Below are 25,587 nucleotides of genomic sequence, written 5' to 3'. Positions count from 1 at the left end.
CCTAATCAAAGCTTCTTAACTAGCTCAACTTTTACTCGTAAACCACCTAACTCACTGGCTGATAGAGTTAGACTTCCTTCATAAACTCGTGCGATCGACTCACAGATGGACAACCCTAGACCGTGACCAGGCAAATGTTCGTTTTCATCAACCCTAACTCCACGCTTATTTGCCTGTTCGATCTTACTTTCACTAATACCTTCACCATCATCGTCTATATAAAAGAACCAATAATTACCATCCGTCTCTACTGTAATTCGTACTTCTGATTGCGAATACTTCCATGCGTTATCGAGTAGATTTCCTAACAGTTCCAACATGTCATCTCTATCAAAAGGCAGCTTGTCATGCTCACTGTTTACGGATAAAGCCAGCTTCCTATCATGAATCTGGTTCAGCAGGACTTCTAAGTGAGGTAGTTCTTCTGCAAACGAAAACAGATAGCCCGGCATTGGCGCACCAGAGATCCGTGCACGTCTCAATTCAGAATCAATTCGGCGATGCAATTGCTCAATGCTCTTTTCTATGGCTTTTCGCTGCGCAGTATCAGTCAACATTGATGCATGTATCTTTAATTCTTGTAGAGGCTTCTTAAGTTCGTGCGCTAAATTACCCAACGTCATACGTGAACGAGACAACTGTTCTTCTGAGCCTGACACCAATTTTCGAATAGACTCAACCAACCCTGATATCTCTTGCGGGACATCTTCAGGGAAGCTCAATTCACCGGTATTTTTATTGTTTTCAATCGCCTCCTGAACGGGAGCTAGGCGATTAAAACCCGTCCGAATGACATAGCGCTGCCATAGAACAAAGCCAAAAATAGATAAACCGGCTACAGCTACCAAGATCCACTCATAGAACCTCTGTTTCTGTTCAATCAAGGTGATATCTTCAGCCACCCACAAACTGAAGGTTTGCCCTTTTTTGGTGAACGTTTCTTGATAGACCAACCACCTTTCACCCGCATTCTCGAAATATTGATATTCTTCTGTATCACCGGAAGAAAATTCCGAAACATCAATTACGGTATCCCACAAAGATCGAGAACGAATCTGCTCTTTGTTCCAGCTTAAAATAAAGTAATGCCCTGAGCGGACACGCTGGTAAACAGTCGGTAAATATTTCTCATCGACCTGCCAAGCAGAGTCTTTTTTATCAATAGATGTAATCAAGCTTTCAGCATCCTGCTTAAGACGACTGACCACCAAATCATCTACAAGAATGTGAACACTGCGATCGATGATAAAAACCAAGACCATTAATAGCGGCAAGACCACCAGTAATAATCGGTTTCGGATACGCTGCTCTAATGAGATCACTCGAGTCATGGCTTAGCCCTTTAACCTGTAACCCTGACCACGAAGGGTCTCAATAATCCCTTTGCCAAAGCGCTGTCTGAGTCTATTTACATAAACCTCGATAACGTTACTGTCTCGCATCTGCTCTTCTTCGTAGACATGCTCGCTAAGGTGGGCTTTTGAAAATACCTTTCCAGGATTCAACATCAGATATCTAAGTAACCGAAACTCTATCCCCGTAAGCTGAATGGAATTTCCATCCTTATCCTGCACTTGCTGCGAGTCTGGATCCAAAGACAAACCACACACCGAAATAACTTGAGATGCTCTGCCGAAATAGCGTCGAATCAGCGCCTCTAATCGCGCTAACAATTCCTCTGCGTGATACGGCTTACCCAAATAATCATCTGCACCTGCTTTAAGGCCATCAACGCGCTCCTGCCAGCTATCTCGAGCGGTTAACACTAACACCGGTGTCATATCACCCATAGCACGCATCTGTTGAAGAACCTCTAAGCCCGAACACTTGGGCAAACCCAGATCCAAAACAATCGCATCGAATGATTCCTCTTTAATTCGAAACAACGCATCTTCACCGTCATAGGATTCTTCAACCGCATAACCACTTCGTTTTAAAACCGGCTTTAAGGCTTCAACTTGTGCGATTTCATCTTCAACTAATAAAATCTTCATAGCCCTACTCTTCAAACTGCTCTTGGAGGAACAAACCGGTTACTGCATCAATCTCAAACTCCACTACAGAGTTACTTTTATTGATAACTTCCACCGAATACACATAACTGTCCTCACCTTCGCGGCTGAGGGATAGATCCAATAATCTTGCGTCACTAATCTCTGGATGGAGCGATAAGATCTCTTCAAGAGGCATTACTTTTCCATCTTTCACTAGCTTTAATACTTCATCCGCACTTAGCTCTTGAGCTTGTGCTAAAGGTGCTAAAAGCACGGACAGTAATAAAATAATTCGTATCAACATTCAGTCGGTCCGATCAAAATCTACGCTAGTTTTATTGGCAGTATAAACAAGCTTTCTTAAATCAAACTTAAAAAACCGGCAGATTTGTTAAGGAAATAGATCCTTTTGATTATAGTTAAACTTTTTACAATAAAATCATAAGGTTATACATTTAACACCTAATAGAAAATCGTCCAAAACTACCTATGACATAAAAAAACCGGCGAGTGCCGGTTTAAGAAAGTTTCGTTATCTTAAATTAGTAGGGCCAGACAAAAGGCAAAAAGATGGCGGTAAAAATACCGGTTAATCCCATACCTAATGATGAGAATGCTCCGGCAACAGGGCTGATCTCAAAAGCCCTAATAGTGCCTACAGCATGACCGTTGATGCCTAACACCAAGCCAACTAAACGCTCATCGGTGACGTTTAATCTTGAAGCTAATAGATCAACGAAAAACACAGCAAACACGCCTGTCGCTAATAACCCACCCATCATTAATGATACAGAACCGCCCAACTGTTCCGTTAAGCCTATGGCTATTGGCGCCGTAACTGATTTTGGTGCAATTGAAGCCAGCACCTGATCACTAGAACCTAAGCAGAAAGCAATTAAAACAGCGTAAACCACAGCTAAGCTTGCGGATATAGGTACCGTTAACAGAATTTGTCGCCATGCAGCTCGGATATGATGGCTCTGCTGATACAAAGGAACACCTAAAGCGACCGTGGTTGGTGCAATAAGTACAGATAACCACTTTGCCCCTGAGTAGTACTCTTCGTAACTAATCGATAATCCAAATAGAAACAGCGCCAAGAATGAAGCCGCTAATAACATTGCCGGACACCAAACGGGCTTTCCCATTTTATTGAAGAAGTATCCGCCTAAAACAAAGGAAAACAACGTAAGTCCGATTGCAAATAAAGGCGTTTCAAGGAAGTGAGGTATCAGGCTTGATAGTGAATTTTCAGTCATCTTGGCTTTGCTCCAATCGACCAAATTTCACTAATAGCAAAGATGTCAAAACACTCAGTAAGGTCCCCACACCTAACGCCAAACCAAGATTTAACCATTCACCTTCAAATTGCTCTCCTAAAAAGAACACACCAACAACACCAGGAACGACAAAAAGAACCAGAGCGGAGATCAGTTGCTGACTTGCTGTTGCAAGTTCATCACTTACGGAGCCTCTGATCATTAACCATAGGGTGATGAGTAACATACCGATTGCAGCGCCATGAACAGGTAACTGCAGCAGATAGCTGATTGCTTCCCCCAATATGAGGAAAGCAAACAAAATAAACATACCTAAAATCATAAAGATAGCCTGAAGGGGAATGCGCTGGCTGCTTAGATTCAATCAATTTCTTATGAGTTTTTTAACGTCATAATCTCTTGTTTGAGATCGGCGACCTCTTGCTCTAGCCTTGCAATTCTTTGCTGCAAAGTAAGATTGTGATCGTCAGCATCCGTTGCGGCCATTTCAATATCAGCATCTTCAACCGCACCACTGAAAAGGTGGACGTAACGCGATTCTCGCTTACCCGGTTCACGCGCTAAGCGTTGAACCAAAGAACCCATAGGGTGATCCGCTAAACTAGTCAACGTAACTTCCACTTCAGATACGTCTTTAAATTCGCATAAGCGATTTGTTCTAGTTCTTAATTCACCTGGTGTTTGCGGACCACGAAGGAATAGCACACAAATAACAGCAAGCTGCTGCTCGGTAAATTGAAAATCGCTGAACTCGGTGTTGCAGAAACGATGCTTAAACTTAGATACGCGGCTACCAAAACTGCTCTCATCGCGCACTAAGCGTTTCTCTTTGAGTTCATCCAGTACGTTTTGAACTTCGCTCTCATCAAGTGACAGGACAGGTTCTCGATTGCTTTTCTGATTACAAGCGGTTGTTAGGCCATTAAGTGACAGAGGATATTGATCGGGTGTCGTTATCTCTTTTTCCAACAAACAACCAATAACACGAGTCTGTAGTGAAGTTAGATCCATATCCACGGTTTACTTCCTTCTGTTTCAATATGTTATCCACCATAACATATTAGTCATGTTTCGGAAGTAAACTGTTTTACGGATAAAAACGAGATAATTCGTAACTGATCACTCCACCCTTAAATAGCTCCATGGTTAATGGTTCTTCTCGTACAAGCTTCACTAATCCAACGCCCGGGGCATACCATTCAGTCTGAGTAATCGGGATGTCTTGATACCCTAGTTTAGGATCAACATAGAGAGTTAACACTGTAGTCCCTTCAACCCTGATACAACGCTCAAAGGTTCCTGCAGGAACTTCAACGGTATCTGTAACCGATTTAATCTCAAACTGTAAGTTAATATCCCGTTTACGCGGATCGGGTACTGCGAAAGAAGCAGTCGCATGCAAGGCATAAGGCTTGGTAGGTACCGTCCAACTACGCCCTACTTCAAGATCTTTATTATTGGGTAAGATCCTAACAAGAGACTTTTCAAACCTTGGTTGGTATTCAATCAAGGTACGACGTGCAGCTCGATAAACCCCTGTATCATCTTTGAGAATATAGTAATCGGTGCCATCACTGGTATGACGCACACTGATTGTATCTTCAGCAAAAACCTCTCCCTCTTTAAATTGGGTTTCTCCGAGATTCTCGATTGTAAACTCACGCTGGCTCTGTCGAGAGCCAAATAACTCGTTAACCTGATATTCCCAAACAACACCTTTCTGCAAAGGGAAATAATCTGTGTCAGGAATATCAGCGCTACAACCCGCTAATATCAAGCTCGCCAGAAAAAAAGTAATTCGCATAATCACAGTTTATTTCTCCGGTAGAGCGGGATCAGGGACTTGAGTAAAATTGATCAGCGGAGATTTTTGCCCCAAAGCATCCTTACGTTTTGCATCTGAAGGCTTAGTAAAGCGCTTTGAAGGCTGTCCTAACTGAGGCTGTCCACTTTTAGTTTTCTTTAACGCTTCTTCAACAGCACCATGGGTCGCTTGATCATAATCGATTCGGAAGGCTCTAGGCTTTTCGTCCAGCTCATCATTTTTCAGATCGGTAAGCCAAATGTAGATATCACCGTCTCTATTTGCTTGCTTATCCGGCTCTTCAATCACCGCATAGTGAAATAGGAACTTATCAGGTAAAGCTGTTGGGCTAGGCCAGCCCTGACTTTGTTTCCAACCCACGTAGCTACAACCGTAGAAAAACAATGCAATGACAACGAGACCCGCTTTAACTGGCCACTTCAATCGTCCACTAATCACCGCCAACAATAACAGTGCCGTAAAAAACACATAAGCCAATGTCAGCACTAGGAGTTCTTCATTCATTTCTGATTCGCCTTAATAATGCTTTTCTGCAGTTTGTTAATATTGGTTACTTTACCTTGCGTATTAAGGGTAAAACGCAAGGCTGTCAGCTCATCGTTTTCTGCTGCCAACGTTTCGGTGGTGTAACTAATAACCTTCAAAACTGGATTCACCTCTGCCAGATAGACGGTCACCGGCACAGGTTCGTTATTCTCACTTTTGAAGTAATGAAGGTTGATCACATACTCACCTGGAGGCCGACCTCGTATCGTCAATACCTCCTGATTGATTGGATTCGTAATCGTTTTTCCATCTATCACCTGAGTATCATTGGCGTTGCCGCGATCATCTCGATCCAAGTGCATCAGACCTTGTTGCGTCCTCTTGTAGTAAACCTTTTCACCTTTGGGGCCTAAGGCCCAAACATCAATATCGTTGGGACTACCATCCGGCCAACTCACCGTAATAAGAAACTCCGCCTTCGGATCGATAATTCCGGATTTTGCCGGTGGATTAAGAAGTAGTAGAGCAACAAGAAACAAAAAGGTAAAAGTCAGCAATGCGTTGAAAAGTAGATCGGTAAATGGATCGATTTCAAAGTTAGATCGCTGCCCAAAGAGTTTCATGATGCAGGCCCGCTTTCTAAAGCACCATTTTTCTGCTGACCTAAGGTAATGCTTAACGCAACAAACCTATCAGCCATACGGTCGAGCAATAGATATTGAACACTTAATAGCATGCTGCAGGTTAAACCAATCAAGGTAGTACTCATGGCGATGCCCATACCATGAGTCATCTGTTGCATTAAGGTTTTAACATCATCAATCGTCAGATTTTCCAAGCCAGAAACAGAACTCAGCATGATGATAAAGCCAATCACCGTACCTAAAAGCCCTAACTTGACCATGACACCCACAACAAACCAGCCTACTTGATGAGAGCCTCGAGCCCCTTCAACAAGTAGCTCTGCTAAAAGCCCTTTATCTGCGTTTTGATCATGTAACTCTTCATCAGACACATTGAAAAGGTAATCCTGTGAAAGAGAGTGACCGTCTGGAAAAGCTTTTTCCTCGGGGGTTAACCCCGTCTCTTGGCGGCGGATATAGTAATGATCCAACATCGAGAACTGTTGAGAGAGATAAAAGCTGCGATAAGCACAATGGCAGCTCATGCCTACTAATAACACTAAGATGAATATGCAAACGCGGGTTTGATCTTGCTGAATGATCTCCAACAGCACTCCTTGATCCCAACCGACATAGAAGCCAAAAAGAATCACGCCAAATAATAAAGCCCAGTAGAGCAGAACTTTATATTGCACAGGATTGTACATACTAAGCATCCTTACACATTCAGTTATGAGCGATCTCTAATACTACTAATTTATTTAGCTGCTCGAGGCAAACTAAATACCAACAAACTATCCCCTGTGGGGTAGCCTGCGATTTTATTTCCGCCTGCGGCAACAGCAATGTACTGACGACCATTGTGGCTATAACTGACCGGCGGCGCATTAACACCATAGGACTGTTTATAGCTCCAAAGCCTTTCGCCAGTCGTAGCATCTACCGCAAAAAATTCACCATCACCCTCGCCACTGAAAACTAAATCACCGGCTGTTGCCAAAGTTCCACCGAGCATGGGCAAACGCGTTTTGTGCTGCCAGCTCAACTTACCGGTTTTTAAGTCGACCGCCGTTAAGGTTCCATAACGTTGTTTCTCATCGAACTCAAAATAGCTATACGTTTGCCAAGGTAACTCTGAATTTAGATTTAAAGGTTTACGGTAATAGGTTGCAGGCATATGAATACCTGCAATATAGACTTGTTGCTTAACTGGATTGATTGATACTGGAGACCAATTGCTACCACCAGCGATACCCGGAGCAATGGTTACCCCCTCCTCAGTTGGATCAGCAAATAAGTTAATTTGAGGGACAAAAGGATCAGATTTAAACAGCAACTCACCGGTTTCTCTGTTAAGAACATAGAACCAGCCTGTTTTTCCCGCTTGTCCTACTGCTTTTAAAGTTTCACCTGCCACAACGGTATCAAATAATACAGGAGGGCTGGAAACATCATATCCCCAACGGTCATGTGGTACTTGCTGGAAGGCCCATTTCAGCTCTCCATTTTTACTATCAATCGCCACAATACTCGAAGTATGCAGGTTGTCACCCGGTCGAGTGGAACTGTCCATATTAGGCGCGGGGTTGCCTGTTCCGGCGAACAGCCAACCGGTTTCTTCATCTATTGCCGGCGTGGTCCATATAGACCCACCGCCGAGTTTCCAACTATGTTTAAACCTTTGAGCAGCCGCTTTTTCCGCTGGAATATCACGATTAAGCGTTAAGCCACTTGTCGTGGTTTCTTGCCAATCGCCCACCCAGAGCTCACCATCAACACTGTACCAACGCCACAACTCCTTACCGGTCTCCATATCAAATGCAGATAGAAAGCCACGTAATCCTGTCCGGCCATCGCCAATACCAACAACCTTTAGGCCTTTTTCAGTATCAAGATGTAAACCATAGCCAGCCCCAGTGCTACCGACGATTACCATATCCTTGTAAACCTGAGGGGCCATATTGAAACTATGGCTTGTGCCACCAGTAATCTTTGCCTCTCCACCAAGATCCATCCCCTGTAACAACCCATCAACGCTTTCCTGAACTGAGAGCTCTAAGTCTTCGACTTTGTTCTTCCAAACCAGTTCACCCGTGGTTTGATCTAATGCGATCAGCTGTCCATCTATTGTCGCCTGAAAAACCTTGCCCTTAGCTAGAGCCACACCTCTATTTGCCGGCCCACAGCAACTTTTCTTTTTAGGTTTTGGATGCTCATAACGCCACACCTGCATGCCACTTTCAGCATCCAGCGCGACGACATGATTGAAAGGAGTCGATATATAAAGATGATCACCTACTTTTATAGGGCTCGCCTGAAAGCTCGCTTTAATACCGCTATCAAACTTCCATGCCAACTGAAGTTTGGCTACATTGTCTCGGTTTATTTCTGTAAGAGAACTAAAGCGTTGATTGCCCAAACCATTGCCATAGGTAGCCCAATCATCAGCAAAGACGACTTGGGATAAAACACTCCCAAGCATTAATCCTAAAAGCTGGTTTGGCATTCGCATAAGTGATTCCTTGATACGTATGATGTTGTATAACTCGACCAAAATAAGTTCGACTTTGATTACTTAAGCATAGAACTAAACTAACTTTTCCTTTTAAAAATCAACAGCGTGAACTTGACCACAAAAGGCGGGTTTATTGCCCGATACACAAACAGGTTATCTCCCTACAATATAAATCATTCTTTTAAGGCATAGATTCCAAAGACAAAGATTCTGTTTACTGATGAAGTCAATAAAACTTAACTTTCTGCTAATTTCTCTTGTTGCCATTTCGGGAATGGCGGCGCTACTTATCTCTGCATTTATAGCTTTATATAAGACAGATGCAGACTCACGAAAACATGCTCAAGAGATATCTGCCATCGTAAAGCAACAACTCGAGTATCAGGTTTTAAAAGTGCAAAACGATGTAATGGCGCCAGAGCACTTCCCTGACTTTTTTCTCTGGAAGCACTCTGCGGGCTTCACGGGGTTCTGTGTTTCCTTTGAAACAGATACAGGAGATGTCACACGCAGTCTCTGTATAGGAGAATACACAGAGGAAGCATGGCCTTTATGGTTTGAAAAATTTTATCTCGCACTGTTCACTTCAGCAGAGGAAACCCGCGCAAAGATCACCTCTACAATTGGTATTAATGGCGACATCGTTGTTTCTCCAAGCAAACCTGTTTTATTAGATAATGCGTGGCAAAACATAATCACTTTGATGAAATTTTCCATCATTGTAGTCACAATTTTAAGCTTACTTCTATACCTGTTCCTGCGCTTGATTTTAAAGCCTCTCAAAAAAACTCACCGAGTATTAAATGAGATGCAAAAAGGCAATCTAAGCGCCCAAATTCCTCACTCACATATCAAAGAGTGGCAAGAAACGGCTACCGCGATAAATATCTTAGCAGCCAGCCTTAAAGAAACCTTAGATGACCGTAAAGAACTCTCATACAAGCTCCTAAACATCCAAGAGAACGAGAGACGCTATCTCTGTCGAGAGCTGCATGACGATATGGGGCAATACCTAACAGGGCTAAGAGCTATCTCCCATTTCCTGCAACTAGAAGTCGATAGTCAATGCCCAGAACTATCACCCAAAGTAAAGCAGGTAAACACGATCTCTGAAGATATGATGGATTTGGTGAAAGACTTACTATTTCGTTTACGACCTGCAGACTTAGATGAGCTAGGTATCTCTGAAAACTTAAAATCGATGATTCAAGATTGGAATACTAAGCACTTCGATAAAAACTGTTCTATCACTTTAGCAGGCGATATTGACAGTATTCCAGCCGCAATAGCTGTAAACATTTTAAGAACCATCCAAGAGTGTTTAACAAATATTGTTAAACACGCCTCTGCCAGTGCAGCTGAAGTACATCTAACTTACTACCCAACAGATCATAAATATCTAATGTTAACGATCCAAGATAATGGCAATATGACTCAACCTGAGCCTTTGATTAAACCGGGAAATGGTTTATTAGGTATCAAAGAGCGGATTAATGCGCTTAATGGTGAATTAGAGCTGAGTAAATCACCATTAGGCGGACTCAAAATAGCAGCGAGTATTCCTGTCTGCGAAATTAAGGAATCAAATGAGCACAGTTAATATTCTTCTAGTAGATGACCATGCTATTGTCCGCGAAGGTTACAGAGCACTTCTAAATCGCGAACCTAATTTCAACATTATCGCTGAAGCGGAATCTGGTGAAGAGGCATATTCCCTCTATCAACAACATTCACCTGACCTCGTTCTTTTAGATCTGTCGTTACCAGGGAAAGGTGGTTTAGCGACCCTTTTACAAATCCGCCAGTACGACCCTAAAGCCCAAGTTCTGATCTTCAGCATGCATCAAAACCCGGCAATGGCAAAAAAAGCGGTTGATGCGGGGGCCCGTGGCTACATAACTAAAAGTAGCGACCCTGACATACTCATTCAAGCAGTAAAAGATATTATCAACGGGAAATTAGCTATCAGTGATGATGTCTCACGGGCATTAGCTCTGGAAAGCTTGCAAGGTGAAGCCGCTATCCTTAGCAAACTATCAACTCGAGAGTTTGAAATTCTGCGAATGATGATTGCCGGTAAAACAAAAGATGAAGTAGCCGAGACGCTTTGCATTAGTGCTAAAACAGTCGCCAACAGTTACTACATCATCAAAAGCAAGCTTGAAGTCAAAACCGATATTGAGTTGATCCATACCGCTATTCAAGCAGGCATGCTCTCTCCATCAGAGTTAATACCTGTTTAATAACATGCATTGAGCCCGCTCAATAAAATTCATTCTAAAAGACCCCATAGTCTGCGTATATTTACGTATATACCCTGTAGTATTCAGTTACTACGATGTTAATAAGCCACATCTTTTTTTGATTGTATAAGGAAGGTAAATGCGATTAGTAGTCAGACGCTTAGGCCGAGTCAAACTAATGCTGATTATTACTGCGATCTCTGTCGTGATGGCTGTCATTTTAAATTTATTGATCTCTTATATTTTCAATTATCAAACACCTTTAACACAAAGCATGTTGAGGGCTGCAATAATTCCATTGATCATTGCGCCTGTTGTCTCTTGGTATCTGTTAGGACTGCTTCTGGACCTAGATAAACTAGAAGAAGAAATGAATAAATTAGCAACCTACGATGATCTTACTGGTTTATATAATCGCCGTGCTCTTTTCAAATCTTGCCACCTTCTTCATCGCCTAACAGTACGTACTAAAGAAACCTACTGTGTCGTTATCATTGATCTGGATTTTTTCAAAAAGATTAATGATAAATATGGCCACGCAGCCGGTGATACTGTTCTCAAATCTTTCGGAGCCATACTAAAAAAGGTAACAAGAGATTGCGATATAGCTGGCCGATTAGGTGGTGAAGAGTTTTGTATTTATCTAAGTAATACTCAACAGGACCAAGTAGGCCCCATAGTTGAGCGCTTAAATGATGAGATACAAAATAACTTACCAAAGTGCGATGGCACGCAGATCCATTACACCATCAGTTTAGGTGTAGCAGAGAACAAACCTGGCTTAGAAATGAGCTTTGAAGATATCCTCAATAAAGCAGATATCGCATTATATGCGGCTAAGAATAGCGGCAGAAATAGGATGGTGATATACAGTGATGAACTGGGGGACAAATAAATAATCTGGAAGTACTAAAGAATGGTGGAGCCTAGGAGGATCGAACTCCTGACCTGTTCGCTGCCAGCGAACCGCTCTCCCAGCTGAGCTAAGGCCCCATAGATGAAGTGTGGCTATAGTAATTAGCCGAAAAAACAGAGTCAAGAAAGATTGAAACTCTTAAAGCAAGCTAACTGTTGGAAAAAACAGGAAAAAGCGTAAAGAAAACTGAAGTCGGCTGAACCAAGCTGGTTTCGCCGACTTCTACGCTTAAAGAGTAAGTCTATTAACCTTCGATCTGCGCACTTAGTGCACGGTATTCTTTTTCCCAACGTTTCGCTTCTTTCTTAGAAGGACCGCCAAGAACATTAACCGCATGACGTAAACGCGCACGTGTCATATCTGGGCCTAGGATCGCCATCGAATCCATCACAGATACAGTCTGGTTAGTACCGGCTACCGCAATAAACAATGGGAATAGGAAGTCACGGATTTTATAATCCATTGCTTCTGCAAGCTGTTTAAGCTGACCGAATAGACGATCTTTATTCCACTGAGCTTCTGTATCTAGCAACCATACTGAGTACTGCAGCATTTTGCGGATATCATCAAGCTCCAATGATTTATGCGCAAAATCTTCTTCTGTGATATCCAACATGCCGGATAGGAAGAAGCTCGCAAGTGGAGCGACGTCAGACAGTTTTTCAACACGCTGTTGAATCAACGGTACGATCTGCATCAGGTATTCAGGGTTTAACGCCCACTCCTGATACTTAGCTGCAAATTGCGCAGGATCTAAGTCTTCACGCAACCATAGGCCATTCAACCAGCTTAGTTTTTCCTGATCGAAGATTGGACCACCAAGAGATACACGCTGAATATCGAAGTTATCGAACATCTGTTGACGTGTGAATTTCTCGCTCTCATCCGGCATAGACCAACCCATGCGAGCAAGGTAGTTCAACAATGCTTCTGGCAAGAAGCCCATACGCTGATAGTAAAGAATACTAGTAGGGTTCTTACGCTTAGATAACTTAGATTTGTCCGGGTTTCGCAGAAGCGGCATGTGGCATAACTTCGGCATATCCCAACCAAAGTATTCGTAAAGCAACTTATGCTTAGGCGCTGAGTTGATCCACTCTTCACCACGGATAACGTGCGTGATCTCCATTAGGTGATCATCTACAACGTTTGCTAAGTGGTAAGTCGGCATACCATCAGATTTAAGCAGAATTTGAGCATCAACCATGCCCCATTCCAACTCAATTGTACCGCGAAGCATATCGTCAACTTCACAGGCACCTTCACCTTCAGGTACAACCATACGCACTACATAAGGCGCGCCCGCTGCTTTACGCTTTTCTACTTCCTCTTCAGGAAGGGCAAGATCGCTTTGCTTAAGTGCAGTGTGACCACCAGCTGCGCGACGAGCAGTACGTAACTCATCCAACTCTTCAGATGTACGGTAGCAAAGGAATGCTTTGCCTTCCTCCACCAGCTGCATTGCGTATTTTGCATAGTCAGCTTTACGCTCGCTTTGGCGGTAAGGGCCGTGAGGACCTCCTACATCTGGACCTTCATCCCATTCCAAACCTAACCAACGTAGCGAGTCCAGAATCTTCTGTTCAGATTCATCCGTACTACGTGTTTGGTCTGTATCTTCGATACGCAAGATAAACTGACCGCCATGCTGACGAGCAAAGGCTAGATTGAACAATGCGATATAGGCTGTGCCTACATGAGGGTCACCTGTTGGAGAAGGTGCAACACGGGTACGAACGGTCGTCATTGGTGTCCTTGGAAATCTGATAAAAATGAATAGCGGCAATTATATACTTAGCGGCCCTTTTCGAGCCACTAAGAAATCAATTAGGCGATAGATAATAGGAGAGAAACTATAAATAGTTTTCCCAAAGTACCGCACCCCAGATCATGCCACCCATAATCAGTGCGACCATCACGACGGCTGAGCCTAAATCTTTGGCAAGCCCTGCTAACTCATGAAACTCAGTGCCCGCGCGATCGACCACCGCTTCAATGGCACTGTTTACCAGCTCAAAAGCTAACACCAGCAAGCAAGTACAAATTAAAGCCGCCAATTGCATGGGGCTTTGCGCCACAAAAAAAGATAGAGGAATAAGTACCGCACTCCCCCAAACTTCATAGCGGAAGGCAGGCTCTTGAACATAAGCCGCTTTAATCCCCTGCCAAGAATAAATTGAAGCGTAGTAAAAACGCTTAATGCCCGTATTTTTAGCTGTAGCGCCTTCTGGTGTCTCGCTCATATAAAACCATATCCCTAAAATATTGGCTGAACCTATTTCGCTTAGGCTACCACTTATATTGATGAATCCGCACTAATTCTTAGACAAGATCAGTCTATGTGCAGAGTAATATCGGCAGATAGCATAAAGTCAGAATTACTCTTGGTTCTGAATGTATCTGACATCAACTACTGATAATTCAGGCTGCCGTTTCATTGGTATTTGCCAACAAAAACAATAGATTTCTATCCAGATCATATATGTGTATAGGTATACCTATTTTATAGCCACTTCCCAATTTCAAACATTGTTATGGTTAAAGGGGCTACGCACAACGTTATTTATTTATTATCATAACTTTAATATGAAATTTAACTTTAGAATCGACATTTAGTTGATAGGTACATAATTTTTCCTATGGGTAATGTAAGCACCAGCAACTCTAATTCGGACATTACGGTTCCGCCAAACCAAGAGCCTCAAGCAATTAAAGAACTGGTTATAGCTATTATCAATGGCGATAAAGAAAACTATGATTTACTTAACCTTCTAGAAAATTCGATTCAAACCCTAACGCCTTTGGATCCTGAAACAGCATTAACTCTGTCTCTGCTATCCAACGAAATTGGACATCAGGCAGATCTAAATGACCAGTTGGATGCTTTAGCTTTCGATCAAGGCCCTCCAGCCCTAGCTTTATCTAGTAATGGTCAAATTGTTGGGTACAACAGTTCCGCTACTTCAATTCTAGATGATCTAGTAAATTTGAATATTTTTCAGCTAGGTGTTAATCAGGTAGATTTTAACAACTTCAAAGATCGCACTATACGCCACCAAGGGCCTTCGATTTTAAGAGTCTACTTAAATAAACAAACACATACCTCTTTTGTTTTTACCGGTCGCTATCAAAGCGACCACCAGTTATTTTTATTACAAGAGGCAGGCTTACAATGGTCAAAATCCATGGATACCGCACTCCATGATATTTTCAAATTGACTAAAGCAGAACGTGAGGTGCTTGTATGTTTAGCCCGAGGCTTACAAACCGAGCAGATAAGTTTAGAGCGACAGAGTAAAATTAGTACCGTTCGTCAGCAAATCAAAAGTATTTTGCAAAAACTCGGAGTTACCAGTCAAACACAGGCAACAGCTCTCGCGGCTACTCTAGGTAATCAAACACACAACGAACACATCAAAAAAGTTTCTTCTCCTGATAAAAAAGAGAGTTCTTACTCCCTATCTAAACCAGTTTTTAATCAATTACAGCAAGACCAATTTGTACGTAACAACCGTCGAGTAGGCTGGCGGCGCTATGGAAAAAAAGGAGGCAAACCTGTATTGCTTATGCATAGCACCTATTTTGGAGCAGGCGAATATGCTCCAGAGCGGGTTCTTGCTAACCAATCAAACCTAGACGTGATAATAGTTGAGCGCCCCGGTTATGGTAAAACACAAGCGCCTCTATCACTCACAACAGAATCTATTCTCGATACACATATTAAAGATTGTTACTATCTTCTTAACAAACTGGGTTGGGAAAAAGCATGGTTAACAAGCCATGACTTTGGCTTTGTGAGTGCTGCGGCCTTTGCCAACCATTACCCAGAAAAAGTGCTGGGCCTATATGCAATTTCACCGCCCCCTCTCTTCTCATCTAACAGTAATTTAAGTTCAATTCCGGTCCAACAAAGAGCCTTTATTTGGGCAGCAAGGCATTGCTTTTGGATGATCAAATTATTGCTCCGACTATCCCATGTTCAATCTCGCAAGCTCGGGCCTACCCGCTGGTTAGAAATGGCCTTTGATGGGGCGCCTGAAGAATTAGAGATTTTCAAAACAGAAGCAGGACGAGAAGTTTCTGAAAAATCGTATCACTTTAACTTGGTACAAAATTCCAAAGGGCAGGTGCTCGATTTGCAGGTGAGTATAGCTAATGATTGGGCTGAATTATTAAGAGAAGTGCAGATCCCTCTTGCAGGCCTTACAGGGCAGAGAAACACGACCTTCGATGTTGAGGCTGTACGAGAATTAACATCTATAAAGCCGACCTTCATTATAGACGAGCTTGAAATGGCAAGTTTAACAATGACTTTAACAGATATAGATACATGCTATACACACTTCCTTGATTTCATTAAATCCTCCTCCCTTTAAACACTATTTAAAATCAGAAAAAATTTATGAAACTTAATTATAGTCAGCGTTTATAGACCAGTTAATCAACTGGTATATATCCTTAATTCACCATAAGCCCCTATGACTTTATAATATTAAACCTTCCATTAATTATCCCCCTTCCAGCATGCTATCTCTAGGAATTTAATCATAATCAATATCTTTGAATACCAAATAAGTCATCACAATTAAATTAGCCACCGCTGATTTAAGTTTATTAAAGTCTCTATTTGTTAAGAATTACTACCCATCCATTTAATCAAATAAAAACCAATAAACGGCCAAACTAACCAGCTACAAAAACCACACTTATCACAAGGGTTTATAATTTATATATTCACCTGTTAAATTAATATCTATCTCTTCGCAGCCTCTTTTTTAAAACCATGATACAAGCGATAAATAGCAAAAAACAATCTCACGTATACCATATGGGAGATGCGGACTTTTAAGCTATTCCTATAATAATAAAACCTTTTCAACGTATCAGAACAGCAAGAGATAAACACAGTTAACCTTCTGATATTAAAAGATTTTTAGGCCGCCAAATTCTAGTTCACCATCACGAATGTAGTCGTAATAACGATGAATCTTATCGTGGCGATAAACTATGTAATAAATCAGCCTAATCCTCATGCAAAGGTGTCAATAAATAAGTTATCTCATCATTGTTTATAAATTAATGGAATTACGCATGTCTCTGAAAAAAATCTCTATCGTTGCTGCGATAGCTGCATCTTTGGCTACACCCTATTCTCAAGCAGATGTTGGAGCCGGTTTAGGGGTCACTTATATATTCGGTCAAGGCTTTGCTGTTGGTGTTAAGGCATTTACTGACGATAAAGAAGACAAAGCCGTTGGCTCAGTAGGAATCGACTATATGTTAAGCACAAAGGCTTGGCGCCCAAATGTGGGAATAGGCTACTTAAATGACAACATTTACACTGATGTCACTGCAGGTTACGACCTCCAACAAAATTCATGGACCTTCGGCTTAGGCGCTGGTGCGGCTAATACTGAAGAAGACCGCGTTGAAGAAGCTCCTGCCCCTGCTCCAGCCCCTGTTGGACTTCCTTAGAGCATTCAATTCCGGGCCCAGAGTGCTTCCTGGGTCCATTACATTTATTTTAAAGAAACGAAGGGAAGCTCATAACCATCTGTTAGATTGAAAATTCATCTCCCCCCTAAAGAAAAATTTTCAAGAATATCTAAATAAGTAATTAGGATTTAACTACCTGAAGGGGTTAAAGACTGTGCTTTCCTGATATACTAGCTCATCATCACGCTTGAGGAATATCTAGGCAGTGTAAGGAACAGCACCACTTAAGCTTAGGTTTTCGAATGGTGACCTTAATAGTACATTTTTAAATACTGACTCTAGTATAACCAAGCACTAAACCCCAGCTCTACTCAACCGCTTTAGACCATATCCAATGCAGCAAGAACCTCTCAAAGAACAAGCCTCAAAGCCAGAAAACACGGCGGATACGCTAAATAGACGATTTACCGTTGCGCCCATGATGGACTGGACGGATCGCCATTGCCGTTATTTCCACCGCATATTGAGCCGTCACGCTGTTTTGTATACCGAGATGGTAACGACTGGAGCACTTATTCATGCCGAGGCTGATCGTTTCCTTCGCTATAACAAGGAAGAACAACCCGTTGCATTGCAGTTAGGTGGCAGTAATCCAGCCGATTTAGCTCAATGTACCAAGATGGCTGAGGATTATGGTTACAATGAGGTGAATCTTAACGTCGGCTGTCCTAGCGATCGCGTTCAAAACAATATGATCGGAGCTTGTTTAATGGCTCACCCTCAGTTAGTCGCTGAGTGTTTAGCAACAATGCAAGCTGCAGTAAAGATCCCTGTTACGGTAAAACACCGTCTGGGGATCGATGATATGGACAGCTACGAAGAGTTAGTGAACTTTGTAACCCAAGTGCGTGATTCCGGCTGTAACGTTTTTATCATCCATGCCCGTAAAGCAATTTTGCAAGGCCTTAGCCCTAAGGAAAACCGCGATATCCCGCCGTTAAAATATGATTGGGTCTACCAGATCAAACAACAATTTCCTGAACTAGAAGTACATATCAATGGCGGCATAAAAACAATCGAGGAATGCCAAACGCATTTGCAACATGTTGATGGTGTAATGTTAGGTCGCGAAGCCTATCAAAATCCTTATTTGCTAGCCGATGTAGACAACCATTTTTATGACTGTCCCGAAGAAAAGATTAGCCGTAAGGGCGCTGCCCTTGCTATGGTGCCTTACATCCAAGCTCAATTAGAGGAAGGCGTATCTCTACACCATATTACGCGGCATATGCTTGGGCTATTTCACGCGCAACGCGGCGGTAAACAGTTCCGCCGCTTTATTAGCGAAAATGCGCATAAACCTGGAGCTTCAATTGATGTACTCTTTGAAGCACTGGAACGTGTACCAGATTAGAATGGACTACTAGAAAGATGACAAGTCAGTTAGAAAAGCTAAAAGAAATTACTACTGTTGTTGCTGATACCGGTGATATCGAAGCCATTGCTCGCTTTAAACCTGTGGATGCGACCACTAACCCATCACTACTGCTAAAAGCCGCTGAGCTTCCACAATACAGCGCTCTATTAGAAACAGCGAAGCGCTGGGCGACTGAAAAAGGTGGTAGCGAGCAAGAAGTACTGGACAACATGACTGATCGCCTTGCGGTAGAGATCGGTCGTGAAATTCTAAATATCATTCCAGGTCGCATCTCGACAGAAGTCGATGCACGTTTATCGTTTGATACTCAAGCAACATTGGAACGTGCGCGTAAGCTGATCGGCCTTTATGAAGAAGCTGGCATCTCTAAAGATCGCATCCTGATTAAGATTGCTTCGACTTGGGAAGGTATTCAAGCAGCACGTCAGCTTGAGCAAGAAGGCATTAACTGTAACCTAACTCTGCTATTCAGCTTTGCCCAAGCGGCAGCTTGCGCAGACGCTGGTGTTTACCTGATCTCTCCTTTCGTTGGCCGTATTCTTGATTGGTTCAAAGCGAACGAAGAAGGCGACTTTACCGGCGCGAACGATCCAGGCGTTCAATCCGTAACTGGCATCTACAACTACTACAAAGCGAATGGTTATAACACCATAGTGATGGGTGCGAGCTTCCGTAACATTGGCGAGATCCAAGAGTTAGCAGGTTGTGATCGTCTAACTATTGCGCCTGCCCTAATGCAAGAATTAGAAGACAGCACTGATGAGCTGCCAACTAAACTTGCACCTGAATCCGCAGCTTCCGAGCAAGGTAAACTTTCTTTGAGCGAAGCTGAATTCCGCTGGATGATGAACGAAGATGCCATGGCTACAGAGAAGCTAGCTCAGGGTATCCGCAGCTTCGCAGCCGATCAGATCAAGCTAGAGAAGCTTCTTCTAGCGGTATAAAACGCCCCTGCATAAATAGCTAAAAGCCCTCAATAGAGAAAATCTACTGAGGGCTTTTTCTTTATTAAGAAAAAGCCTGTCTATACTGATTTCTATGCCACCCTCAATTTTGGCTGAGGAGATCTGATATGGATACCGTTGTGCTCCCCTACCCTAAGCTCATGCTGTTTGACTGGCATGGCACCCTTGTCGATACCCACGGCGCAATGTATCAAGCTATCGAAGAGATGCTTGCTCAATTAGACGAGCTAAATCTCACCCGACACATTCTGCCCGAAGAGGAAGCCAAAACCGAAGATGACGAAAAGCTCATCCGCTATATCCGTATCTATCGACACCTTCATCCACGCGTTTTAGCCGAGCAACGTATATCCAGAACCGATGTATTTGAAGTTTTGTTTGGTGATAACGACAAAGCCAATGCCATTGCTCACAAAGCTTACAATAACTGCTATAGAAACCACTACGGCAGTGTAAAGCCTTTCCAAGCAGGTATGTATGAGTACCTCACTTATCTGAAAAAATTAGGTATTAAGATCGGTGTTGTTACCAACCGTAGCCGTGAATTTCTAGAACCCGAATTAGAAGCCGTTGAAAACGGTCGCTGGAAAGAGTTATTTGATGTCACACTTTGCGGTGATGAAATGCTGCATTATAAGCCTGCCCCTAGCTCGATGATTCAGGCAAGCAAATCAGTCGATGAGTTGGCTGATCAGCACCTCTGGTATGTGGGCGATAGTGTTACCGATATGATGACAGCTACTAAGGCTGGCGTGACACGAGTCTTTTATAACGGCGCGCTGTGGAGCCCTCACTGGTTCGAACAAGTCTTTGCTGAAACGGCTCATCATCAATACGATCCAGATATTATCGTTGATGATTTTGACGAGTTATTAGATCTCGTGTTGCAAAGCCGTAATGGCATTACCCCCTCAGAATTAATACAGCAACGACCACCTCGACTACCACCAAGAAAACCTCAACCACAAAGGGAGGAACCTGACTGGCACCCAGCTGTTGTGAACCTAACCTACCCTAAGGTTGTTCTATTTGATTGGCATGCCACCCTTGTGGATACTCTGGATGCGATGTATCACGCGGTGGATGATATGCTCAAAGACCTTCGTAATATGGGGCTCCTGGAGCATTTAGTAGATTCAGCTAAATGTAAATCCCCCGACGATCAACGACTTGTAGATTATGTCCGCGAAAATCTAAGCCTTCACCCCAAAATAAAACTCGACCGCAAGATATCCAGAACCGACATCTTCGAGATCCTTTTTGCAGACAATGAGGTTGCCAAGAAACTTGCACATAAAGGGTTTACTGAGCATTACCGCAAATACTACGGTACAGCCCTGCCCTTCGAACCCAAAGTTCGGAATATGCTTGAGGGTCTAAGAAAACTGGGATTAACCGTAGGTGTCATCACCAATCGCGATCGCGAATTCTTTATTCACGAACTCAATACCGTCGATGATGGCTGGGCACACTTATTTGATACCGAAATTTGTGGTGATGATACAGTTCAACGTAAGCCTCACACTGACCAGATTCTAAAAGCCGCAGACAATCTAAATTGTGATCTAGGCTTGGACATCTGGTACGTAGGAGACAGCACAACTGATGTAATTGCCGCTAAGTCAGCAGGTATCACCAGCGTATTCTTTAACGGCGCTCAGTGGGATCAGCCCTGGCTAAACAAAATATTTCCTGGCAATGAACGCTACCCTTATAAACCTGATGTTGTCGTTAATGACTTTTCAGAGTTTTGGGCGCTGATGCTTTCATGTAGAAAACAGCAATCAAAGAACAATACTTAATTGAGATTAAAACCAACTACTAACGGTTAATAGGCTGCTGTATATTTGCTATCAAGATCTAGTCAACGGAATGGATTCCATTAAGTGCACTTTAAAAAAATCACATATCTTTGCGTCATATTTGCTTGGTTAGCTCCGCTTAGCTCTATTAGAGCGGAGCCCATTGACCTCAAAAAGCTCAAAGTCCCCTTAAGCTACTCTTTAGGCCTTGCTTTCCCCGGTTCCGACCCAGCTCATTACTATCTAATCAAGGATGCGGGCATTGGGATAGTTCGCCTAAGTGTTTCTTGGAAGCATATACAACCGCACAAAAACACCTTTAACTGGGCAGGACTCGATCAACGTATTGCAACTTTGCAGCGCTACAACATCCAACCGTTCTTAACACTGGAATCCAATGCAACTTGGGCTACTAAAGCGAATAGCCAACAGGTTAAAAACGGGTCACCTAAAGACTTAAATGATTGGCACCAATTTGTGACTCAAGTTGTCGATCGATACAATTTTGATGGCCAAAATGATGCACCTAAACTTCTGCGACCAGTAAAGTTTTATCAGGTTGCGAATGAATGGATCAGCAATAAAAACCGCTCTGGCGGCTGGGCCGATTCGACTAACTCACTGATTCAATATATCAATACCGCCTACGTTGCTGTGAAGGCAAGTGATCCCGAAGCAGCCTTTGTTCTTGGAGGTATCGCTTCGTTTAACTTAGATACAATTCTACTGGCTGAAGGCTTAGCTAACTTCCAAGTTCAACAACGATGGTCCAATAAATCTCAAACCTTAATACGCCCTCAAGAAGCTCAATCCGTGGGGATAAAGAGTATCCTCAACGGTCATGTTAGAGAAGTTTTATCCAAAGCCAAATATGATCTAGCTGATGCTCATCTTTACGGCCCCTACCAACGAGATAAAAAACGCATTCAGCTAATCGCTAACGAAACAAACCTGCCAATCCAGAAAATAGTCTCAACCGAATGTGGCGGCCCTTCTTTGGACTACAGCGATAGCTACAACAACCAAGATCATTTTTATGCAGTACTAAATAGAAACCTCCATCTATTGAGTACGGGCTCACCTTTCTGCCTCTGGTTTGGTTTAGGAGAATTAATGACAACCACTTGGGGCAATCGAAAAGTCCCGTTATTTGATAAAAATAACAAAACAAAACCGGGTTACTTTGCTTACAAGTTGTTGGCTTATTTATTTGATGGGGAAGGAGGAATAACAATTGAGCATTTAAAAGATATTTCCTCTCAAGCCTATCAAATTAAGTTCCCCAACAGCCCAACCCACCCAGATATCTACGTGGGATTAAACATTGTTCAGGAAAAATTGATAACGAAGTTAGATAAAGCTGAGTTCGATACTTTATGCATTAATTCTTTAAACACTAGAGGATCATTAACTCGAAATGTAACTAACGTTCTTAACTGCGATAAAGGCATCGTGGCTATAGGTACTAAACTTCCCTCTTTAAGGAAAATACCAAAAACGAATCAGATAATTCAGTAAACCTATTAATCTCGAAATTGCTGAGGAAAAATCCAAACAAAAGCCAAGACAACTGCAATCAGACTAGCCAAAGCAGATACAGAGAAAGTTGTAAAAGAACCAAAATCATCCCATAACAAGCCACTGACATAAGCACCAAGTGCGCCGCCCAAGCCAAATCCTACGCTAGAGAATAAGGCTTGTCCCTGCCCATGAGTTTTCTCGGTAAAGTATTGATGAACTAAAGCAATGCCAACGGCGTGAAGTGTGCCGAATGTTGCTGCGTGAAGCGTTTGGGCAAATAGCATAATCCATAAGTTTTCTGGGACTAGGCCTATCAGCCACCAGCGCACTACACAAAGCAGCAAGCTGACTAACATGATATTACGTATACCCCATCGCTGTATCATCCAATGCATATAAATAAAGATGATCACTTCTGCGATAACACCTACAGCCCAAAGCACCCCTACTTCTGATCGACTAAATCCAACATCAACCATCAATACGCTATAGAAGGTGTAGTAAGCCCCGTGGGCGAATTGAACTAAGAAGCAAATAATAAAAAAGACCATTACCTGCGGACGAAGCAACAACTGCATAAAACTACGATTATCCGCTGATATTTGGGCCGCATCTAATTGAGCAGTGGCTGGAGGGATAAACAGCGTGTTCAGCCAGATTAAAACCATTAACACCAAAAGAATCCAAGGCAACCAACGGATATCAATATTATCAAGTAAAGCGCCAAGGCCTGCGACCGTTACGATAAATCCGATCGATCCCCATAGCCGGATACGGCTGTAACGGGATTTTTCTTTACCAAGCTGACTTAAGGTTATCACCTCAAATTGAGGGAGTACTGCATTCCAGAAGAAGCTAAAACCTAACATCACCAGACCTATGCCTAAAGCGGTTGTTTGCCAGAAAATCCCAACAAACATTATGCAGGTCATTAACGCGCCAAATCGGACTATCTCGACACGCTTACCACTTTTATCAGCCATCCACCCCCATAAATTGGGCGCTACTATCCTGGACAATTGCAACAAAGCCATCAGTGAACCAATGGTCTGAGCATCAAACTGAAATGATTTTAGATAGAGGCTCCAGTACGGAACCAAAGCACCTAATAAGGCAAAATAGAAGAAATAAAATCCAGAAAGGCGAATATACTGATCGAACTGCGGCATAAGCTGATCTGTTCCTTTCTAGACTGATAAGAAGTAAAAAGCCGGTTCACCTAACGGCAACCGGCTATCGAGTAGACTAGATAACTATTTTAACTAGTAAGTTAACTAGATAGTACCGTTCGTCATCATGCCTCTTTTAAGGCATTTAATAAATATTGCGGAAGGCCAAAGCAACCTAAGTGCATCTGTGGATTGTAGTAACGGGTTTCGATTTCGCTGTTGTCATAGCGCTTTTGCAACTCTGCCAAATCGATAGATCGTAATGATTCATTATCGGAACCCCACGCTAAAGTCATTACACCACCAATATAAGTAGGTACAGCTGCGGTGTAGAAAGATTGGTCTTTGAAGTACGGGCTTAAACGACGGCGTGTCGTAATCACTTCATCTTGCTGTAGGAAAGGCACACCATTCTGTGCGACAAAAATACCGCCGTCTGTCAGTAAGTTCTTACATCCTTCGTAAAAACGGCTTGAGAACAGAACTTCACCTGGGCCTACAGGGTCTGTGCAGTCAGAAATGATAACGTCGAATTTTTCATCTGTTTGATTAACGTACTCAACACCATCAGCAATCACTATATTGGCACGTGGATCTTCAAAAGCACCTGCTGAGTGATTTGGAAGATATGTTTTACACATATCGATTACTGCTTGATCGATCTCTACTTGCGTAACATGCTCTACCGATTGGTGACGACATACTTCACGCAAAATGCCGCCATCACCTCCGCCGATGATCAAAACGCGTTTTGCATTTCCATGCGCTAAGATCGGTACATGCGTTAGCATTTCATGGTAAACAAATTCATCTCTCTCCGTCGTTTGAATAATTCCGTCCAACGCCATGACAGTGCCATAAACTGGATTACGGAAAATAATCAGATGCCAAGAATCCGTTTGTTGCTCGAACAACACTTCCTCTACATCAAATTCCTGACCGTAGCCTTTATGGAGTGTTTCTTTGTATAAATTTTCTTTTAAAGACGTTGTCACTTGCTTTACTCGCTAACTAACGAAAAAAGGGGTAGCACTGCTAAACGCACTACATTAATTTAGAGTATAAACCTAACTTCGCAGGCCTTAAATTTTGGCCGCATTTATACCCTGAAAAAGGTAAAAAACAAAGCATTTCCACACTATCTAGAGCACAAAAATCCCACATCATTCAACACCGCTATTTCGTGGAATTTAACCCATTTATTGGACTAACATTTTCATTCAACCCTAATAACATTTTTGATCAAGCAATCAGAAATAAATTTATTATTTGCTCCTTTATCCATTTTATGAACTTTTTTTTACAACATTAGAATCTACCGAATCACGCTCCAGCCCCTACAACCAAAGGCCTAGCGCCAAACTACAACCAAAG

Annotated in this window: 24 protein-coding genes and 1 tRNA gene; 9 read left to right on the top strand and 16 right to left on the bottom strand. The window is 42.6% G+C overall.

All coding sequences use genetic code 11. The features are described from left to right. Window positions 1-5: 5 nt before the first annotated feature. From ACMXYP_RS06145 to ACMXYP_RS06095, 11 genes are all read right to left on the bottom strand, one after another. Complete coding sequence (locus ACMXYP_RS06145) at window positions 6-1,331, bottom strand: sensor histidine kinase (protein WP_415884137.1); 1,326 nt, start codon at window positions 1,329-1,331, stop codon at window positions 6-8. A gap of 3 nt (window positions 1,332-1,334) precedes the next feature. Continuing rightward, the gene (locus ACMXYP_RS06140) at window positions 1,335-1,994 is read right to left on the bottom strand and encodes a response regulator transcription factor (RefSeq protein WP_415884136.1); all 660 of its coding nucleotides are present in this window, start codon (window positions 1,992-1,994) and stop codon (window positions 1,335-1,337) included. 4 nt (window positions 1,995-1,998) lie between these two features. Further along, window positions 1,999-2,298, bottom strand: coding sequence for a PepSY domain-containing protein (locus ACMXYP_RS06135; protein ID WP_415884135.1), 300 nt, complete (start codon window positions 2,296-2,298; stop codon window positions 1,999-2,001). Window positions 2,299-2,536: 238 nt separating this feature from the next. Continuing rightward, complete coding sequence (locus ACMXYP_RS06130) at window positions 2,537-3,253, bottom strand: LrgB family protein (protein ID WP_415884134.1); 717 nt, start codon at window positions 3,251-3,253, stop codon at window positions 2,537-2,539. Beyond that, window positions 3,246-3,596 (bottom strand): CidA/LrgA family protein, encoded by a 351-nt coding sequence (locus ACMXYP_RS06125; protein WP_415884133.1) that lies wholly within the window; start codon window positions 3,594-3,596, stop codon window positions 3,246-3,248. Before ACMXYP_RS06125 ends, ACMXYP_RS06130 begins: the two co-directional genes overlap by 8 nt. A gap of 50 nt (window positions 3,597-3,646) precedes the next feature. Then, window positions 3,647-4,285: a YceH family protein gene (locus tag ACMXYP_RS06120; protein WP_415884650.1), complete on the bottom strand. Its 639-nt coding sequence runs from the start codon at window positions 4,283-4,285 to the stop codon at window positions 3,647-3,649. Window positions 4,286-4,361: 76 nt separating this feature from the next. After that, entirely contained in the window at window positions 4,362-5,078 is a 717-nt protein-coding gene (locus tag ACMXYP_RS06115; RefSeq protein WP_415884132.1) for a hypothetical protein, read from the bottom strand. Window positions 5,079-5,087: 9 nt separating this feature from the next. Next, a complete protein-coding gene (locus ACMXYP_RS06110; protein WP_415884131.1) occupies window positions 5,088-5,603 on the bottom strand; it encodes a hypothetical protein in 516 nt (171 codons plus the stop codon). Beyond that, the gene (locus ACMXYP_RS06105; protein ID WP_415884130.1) at window positions 5,600-6,208 is read right to left on the bottom strand and encodes a hypothetical protein; all 609 of its coding nucleotides are present in this window, start codon (window positions 6,206-6,208) and stop codon (window positions 5,600-5,602) included. The genes ACMXYP_RS06110 and ACMXYP_RS06105 overlap by 4 nt, the downstream gene beginning before the upstream one ends. Further along, the gene (locus ACMXYP_RS06100; RefSeq protein ID WP_415884129.1) at window positions 6,205-6,915 is read right to left on the bottom strand and encodes a MotA/TolQ/ExbB proton channel family protein; all 711 of its coding nucleotides are present in this window, start codon (window positions 6,913-6,915) and stop codon (window positions 6,205-6,207) included. Before ACMXYP_RS06100 ends, ACMXYP_RS06105 begins: the two co-directional genes overlap by 4 nt. Window positions 6,916-6,965: 50 nt before the next feature. Continuing rightward, window positions 6,966-8,720 carry a pyrroloquinoline quinone-dependent dehydrogenase gene (locus ACMXYP_RS06095; protein WP_415884128.1) on the bottom strand — a complete coding sequence of 585 codons (1,755 nt, stop codon included), beginning with the start codon at window positions 8,718-8,720 and terminating at the stop codon, window positions 6,966-6,968. Window positions 8,721-8,943: 223 nt separating this feature from the next. On the opposite strand from ACMXYP_RS06095, the gene ACMXYP_RS06090 reads away from it, so the two are divergent. The 3 genes from ACMXYP_RS06090 (at window position 8,944) to ACMXYP_RS06080 (ending at window position 11,861) form a co-directional block, all read left to right on the top strand. Further along, a complete protein-coding gene (locus tag ACMXYP_RS06090) occupies window positions 8,944-10,323 on the top strand; it encodes a HAMP domain-containing sensor histidine kinase (RefSeq protein ID WP_415884127.1) in 1,380 nt (459 codons plus the stop codon). Continuing rightward, a complete protein-coding gene (locus ACMXYP_RS06085; RefSeq protein ID WP_415884126.1) occupies window positions 10,310-10,966 on the top strand; it encodes a response regulator in 657 nt (218 codons plus the stop codon). Before ACMXYP_RS06090 ends, ACMXYP_RS06085 begins: the two co-directional genes overlap by 14 nt. Before the next feature lie 139 nt (window positions 10,967-11,105). Continuing rightward, window positions 11,106-11,861, top strand: coding sequence for a diguanylate cyclase (locus tag ACMXYP_RS06080; RefSeq protein WP_415884125.1), 756 nt, complete (start codon window positions 11,106-11,108; stop codon window positions 11,859-11,861). A 22-nt stretch (window positions 11,862-11,883) separates the two neighbouring features. Here ACMXYP_RS06080 and ACMXYP_RS06075 read toward each other — a convergent pair. The 3 genes from ACMXYP_RS06075 to ACMXYP_RS06065 all read right to left on the bottom strand — a co-directional run bounded on the left by ACMXYP_RS06075 (window position 11,884) and on the right by ACMXYP_RS06065 (window position 14,125). Then, window positions 11,884-11,959: transfer RNA gene (locus ACMXYP_RS06075), tRNA-Ala, on the bottom strand. 167 nt (window positions 11,960-12,126) lie between these two features. After that, window positions 12,127-13,629 carry a glutamate--tRNA ligase gene (gene gltX, locus ACMXYP_RS06070; protein ID WP_415884124.1) on the bottom strand — a complete coding sequence of 501 codons (1,503 nt, stop codon included), beginning with the start codon at window positions 13,627-13,629 and terminating at the stop codon, window positions 12,127-12,129. A gap of 106 nt (window positions 13,630-13,735) precedes the next feature. Then, window positions 13,736-14,125 carry a diacylglycerol kinase gene (locus ACMXYP_RS06065; protein ID WP_415884123.1) on the bottom strand — a complete coding sequence of 130 codons (390 nt, stop codon included), beginning with the start codon at window positions 14,123-14,125 and terminating at the stop codon, window positions 13,736-13,738. 558 nt (window positions 14,126-14,683) lie between these two features. Between ACMXYP_RS06065 and ACMXYP_RS06060 the strand changes: the two genes are divergently transcribed. From ACMXYP_RS06060 to ACMXYP_RS06035, 6 genes are all read left to right on the top strand, one after another. Beyond that, window positions 14,684-16,258, top strand: a complete 1,575-nt coding sequence (locus tag ACMXYP_RS06060) for an alpha/beta fold hydrolase (protein ID WP_415884122.1) — start codon at window positions 14,684-14,686, stop codon at window positions 16,256-16,258. Window positions 16,259-16,973: 715 nt separating this feature from the next. Continuing rightward, window positions 16,974-17,357 carry a hypothetical protein gene (locus ACMXYP_RS06055; protein ID WP_415884121.1) on the top strand — a complete coding sequence of 128 codons (384 nt, stop codon included), beginning with the start codon at window positions 16,974-16,976 and terminating at the stop codon, window positions 17,355-17,357. A 355-nt stretch (window positions 17,358-17,712) separates the two neighbouring features. Further along, complete coding sequence (dusA, locus tag ACMXYP_RS06050; protein ID WP_415884120.1) at window positions 17,713-18,732, top strand: tRNA dihydrouridine(20/20a) synthase DusA; 1,020 nt, start codon at window positions 17,713-17,715, stop codon at window positions 18,730-18,732. A gap of 17 nt (window positions 18,733-18,749) precedes the next feature. Continuing rightward, on the top strand, window positions 18,750-19,700 hold the full coding sequence (gene tal, locus ACMXYP_RS06045) for a transaldolase (protein WP_415884119.1): 951 nt from the start codon (window positions 18,750-18,752) through the stop codon (window positions 19,698-19,700). Window positions 19,701-19,828: 128 nt separating this feature from the next. Then, complete coding sequence (locus ACMXYP_RS06040) at window positions 19,829-21,523, top strand: HAD family hydrolase (protein WP_415884118.1); 1,695 nt, start codon at window positions 19,829-19,831, stop codon at window positions 21,521-21,523. 84 nt (window positions 21,524-21,607) lie between these two features. After that, window positions 21,608-23,041, top strand: coding sequence for a beta-galactosidase (locus tag ACMXYP_RS06035; protein WP_415884117.1), 1,434 nt, complete (start codon window positions 21,608-21,610; stop codon window positions 23,039-23,041). A gap of 5 nt (window positions 23,042-23,046) precedes the next feature. On the opposite strand, the gene ACMXYP_RS06030 is transcribed toward ACMXYP_RS06035, so the two are convergent. Further along, window positions 23,047-24,213 (bottom strand): MFS transporter, encoded by a 1,167-nt coding sequence (locus ACMXYP_RS06030; RefSeq protein WP_415884116.1) that lies wholly within the window; start codon window positions 24,211-24,213, stop codon window positions 23,047-23,049. A 125-nt stretch (window positions 24,214-24,338) separates the two neighbouring features. Next, window positions 24,339-25,208 carry a polyamine aminopropyltransferase gene (gene speE / locus ACMXYP_RS06025; protein WP_415884115.1) on the bottom strand — a complete coding sequence of 290 codons (870 nt, stop codon included), beginning with the start codon at window positions 25,206-25,208 and terminating at the stop codon, window positions 24,339-24,341. Window positions 25,209-25,587: the final 379 nt, after the last annotated feature.

Source organism: Neptuniibacter sp. QD34_54, assembly GCF_047778055.1.
Lineage (GTDB): Bacteria > Pseudomonadota > Gammaproteobacteria > Pseudomonadales > Balneatricaceae > Neptuniibacter.
The sequence above is the reverse complement of the archived record's forward strand: the minus strand, read 5'-3'. Positions and strand labels throughout refer to the sequence as shown.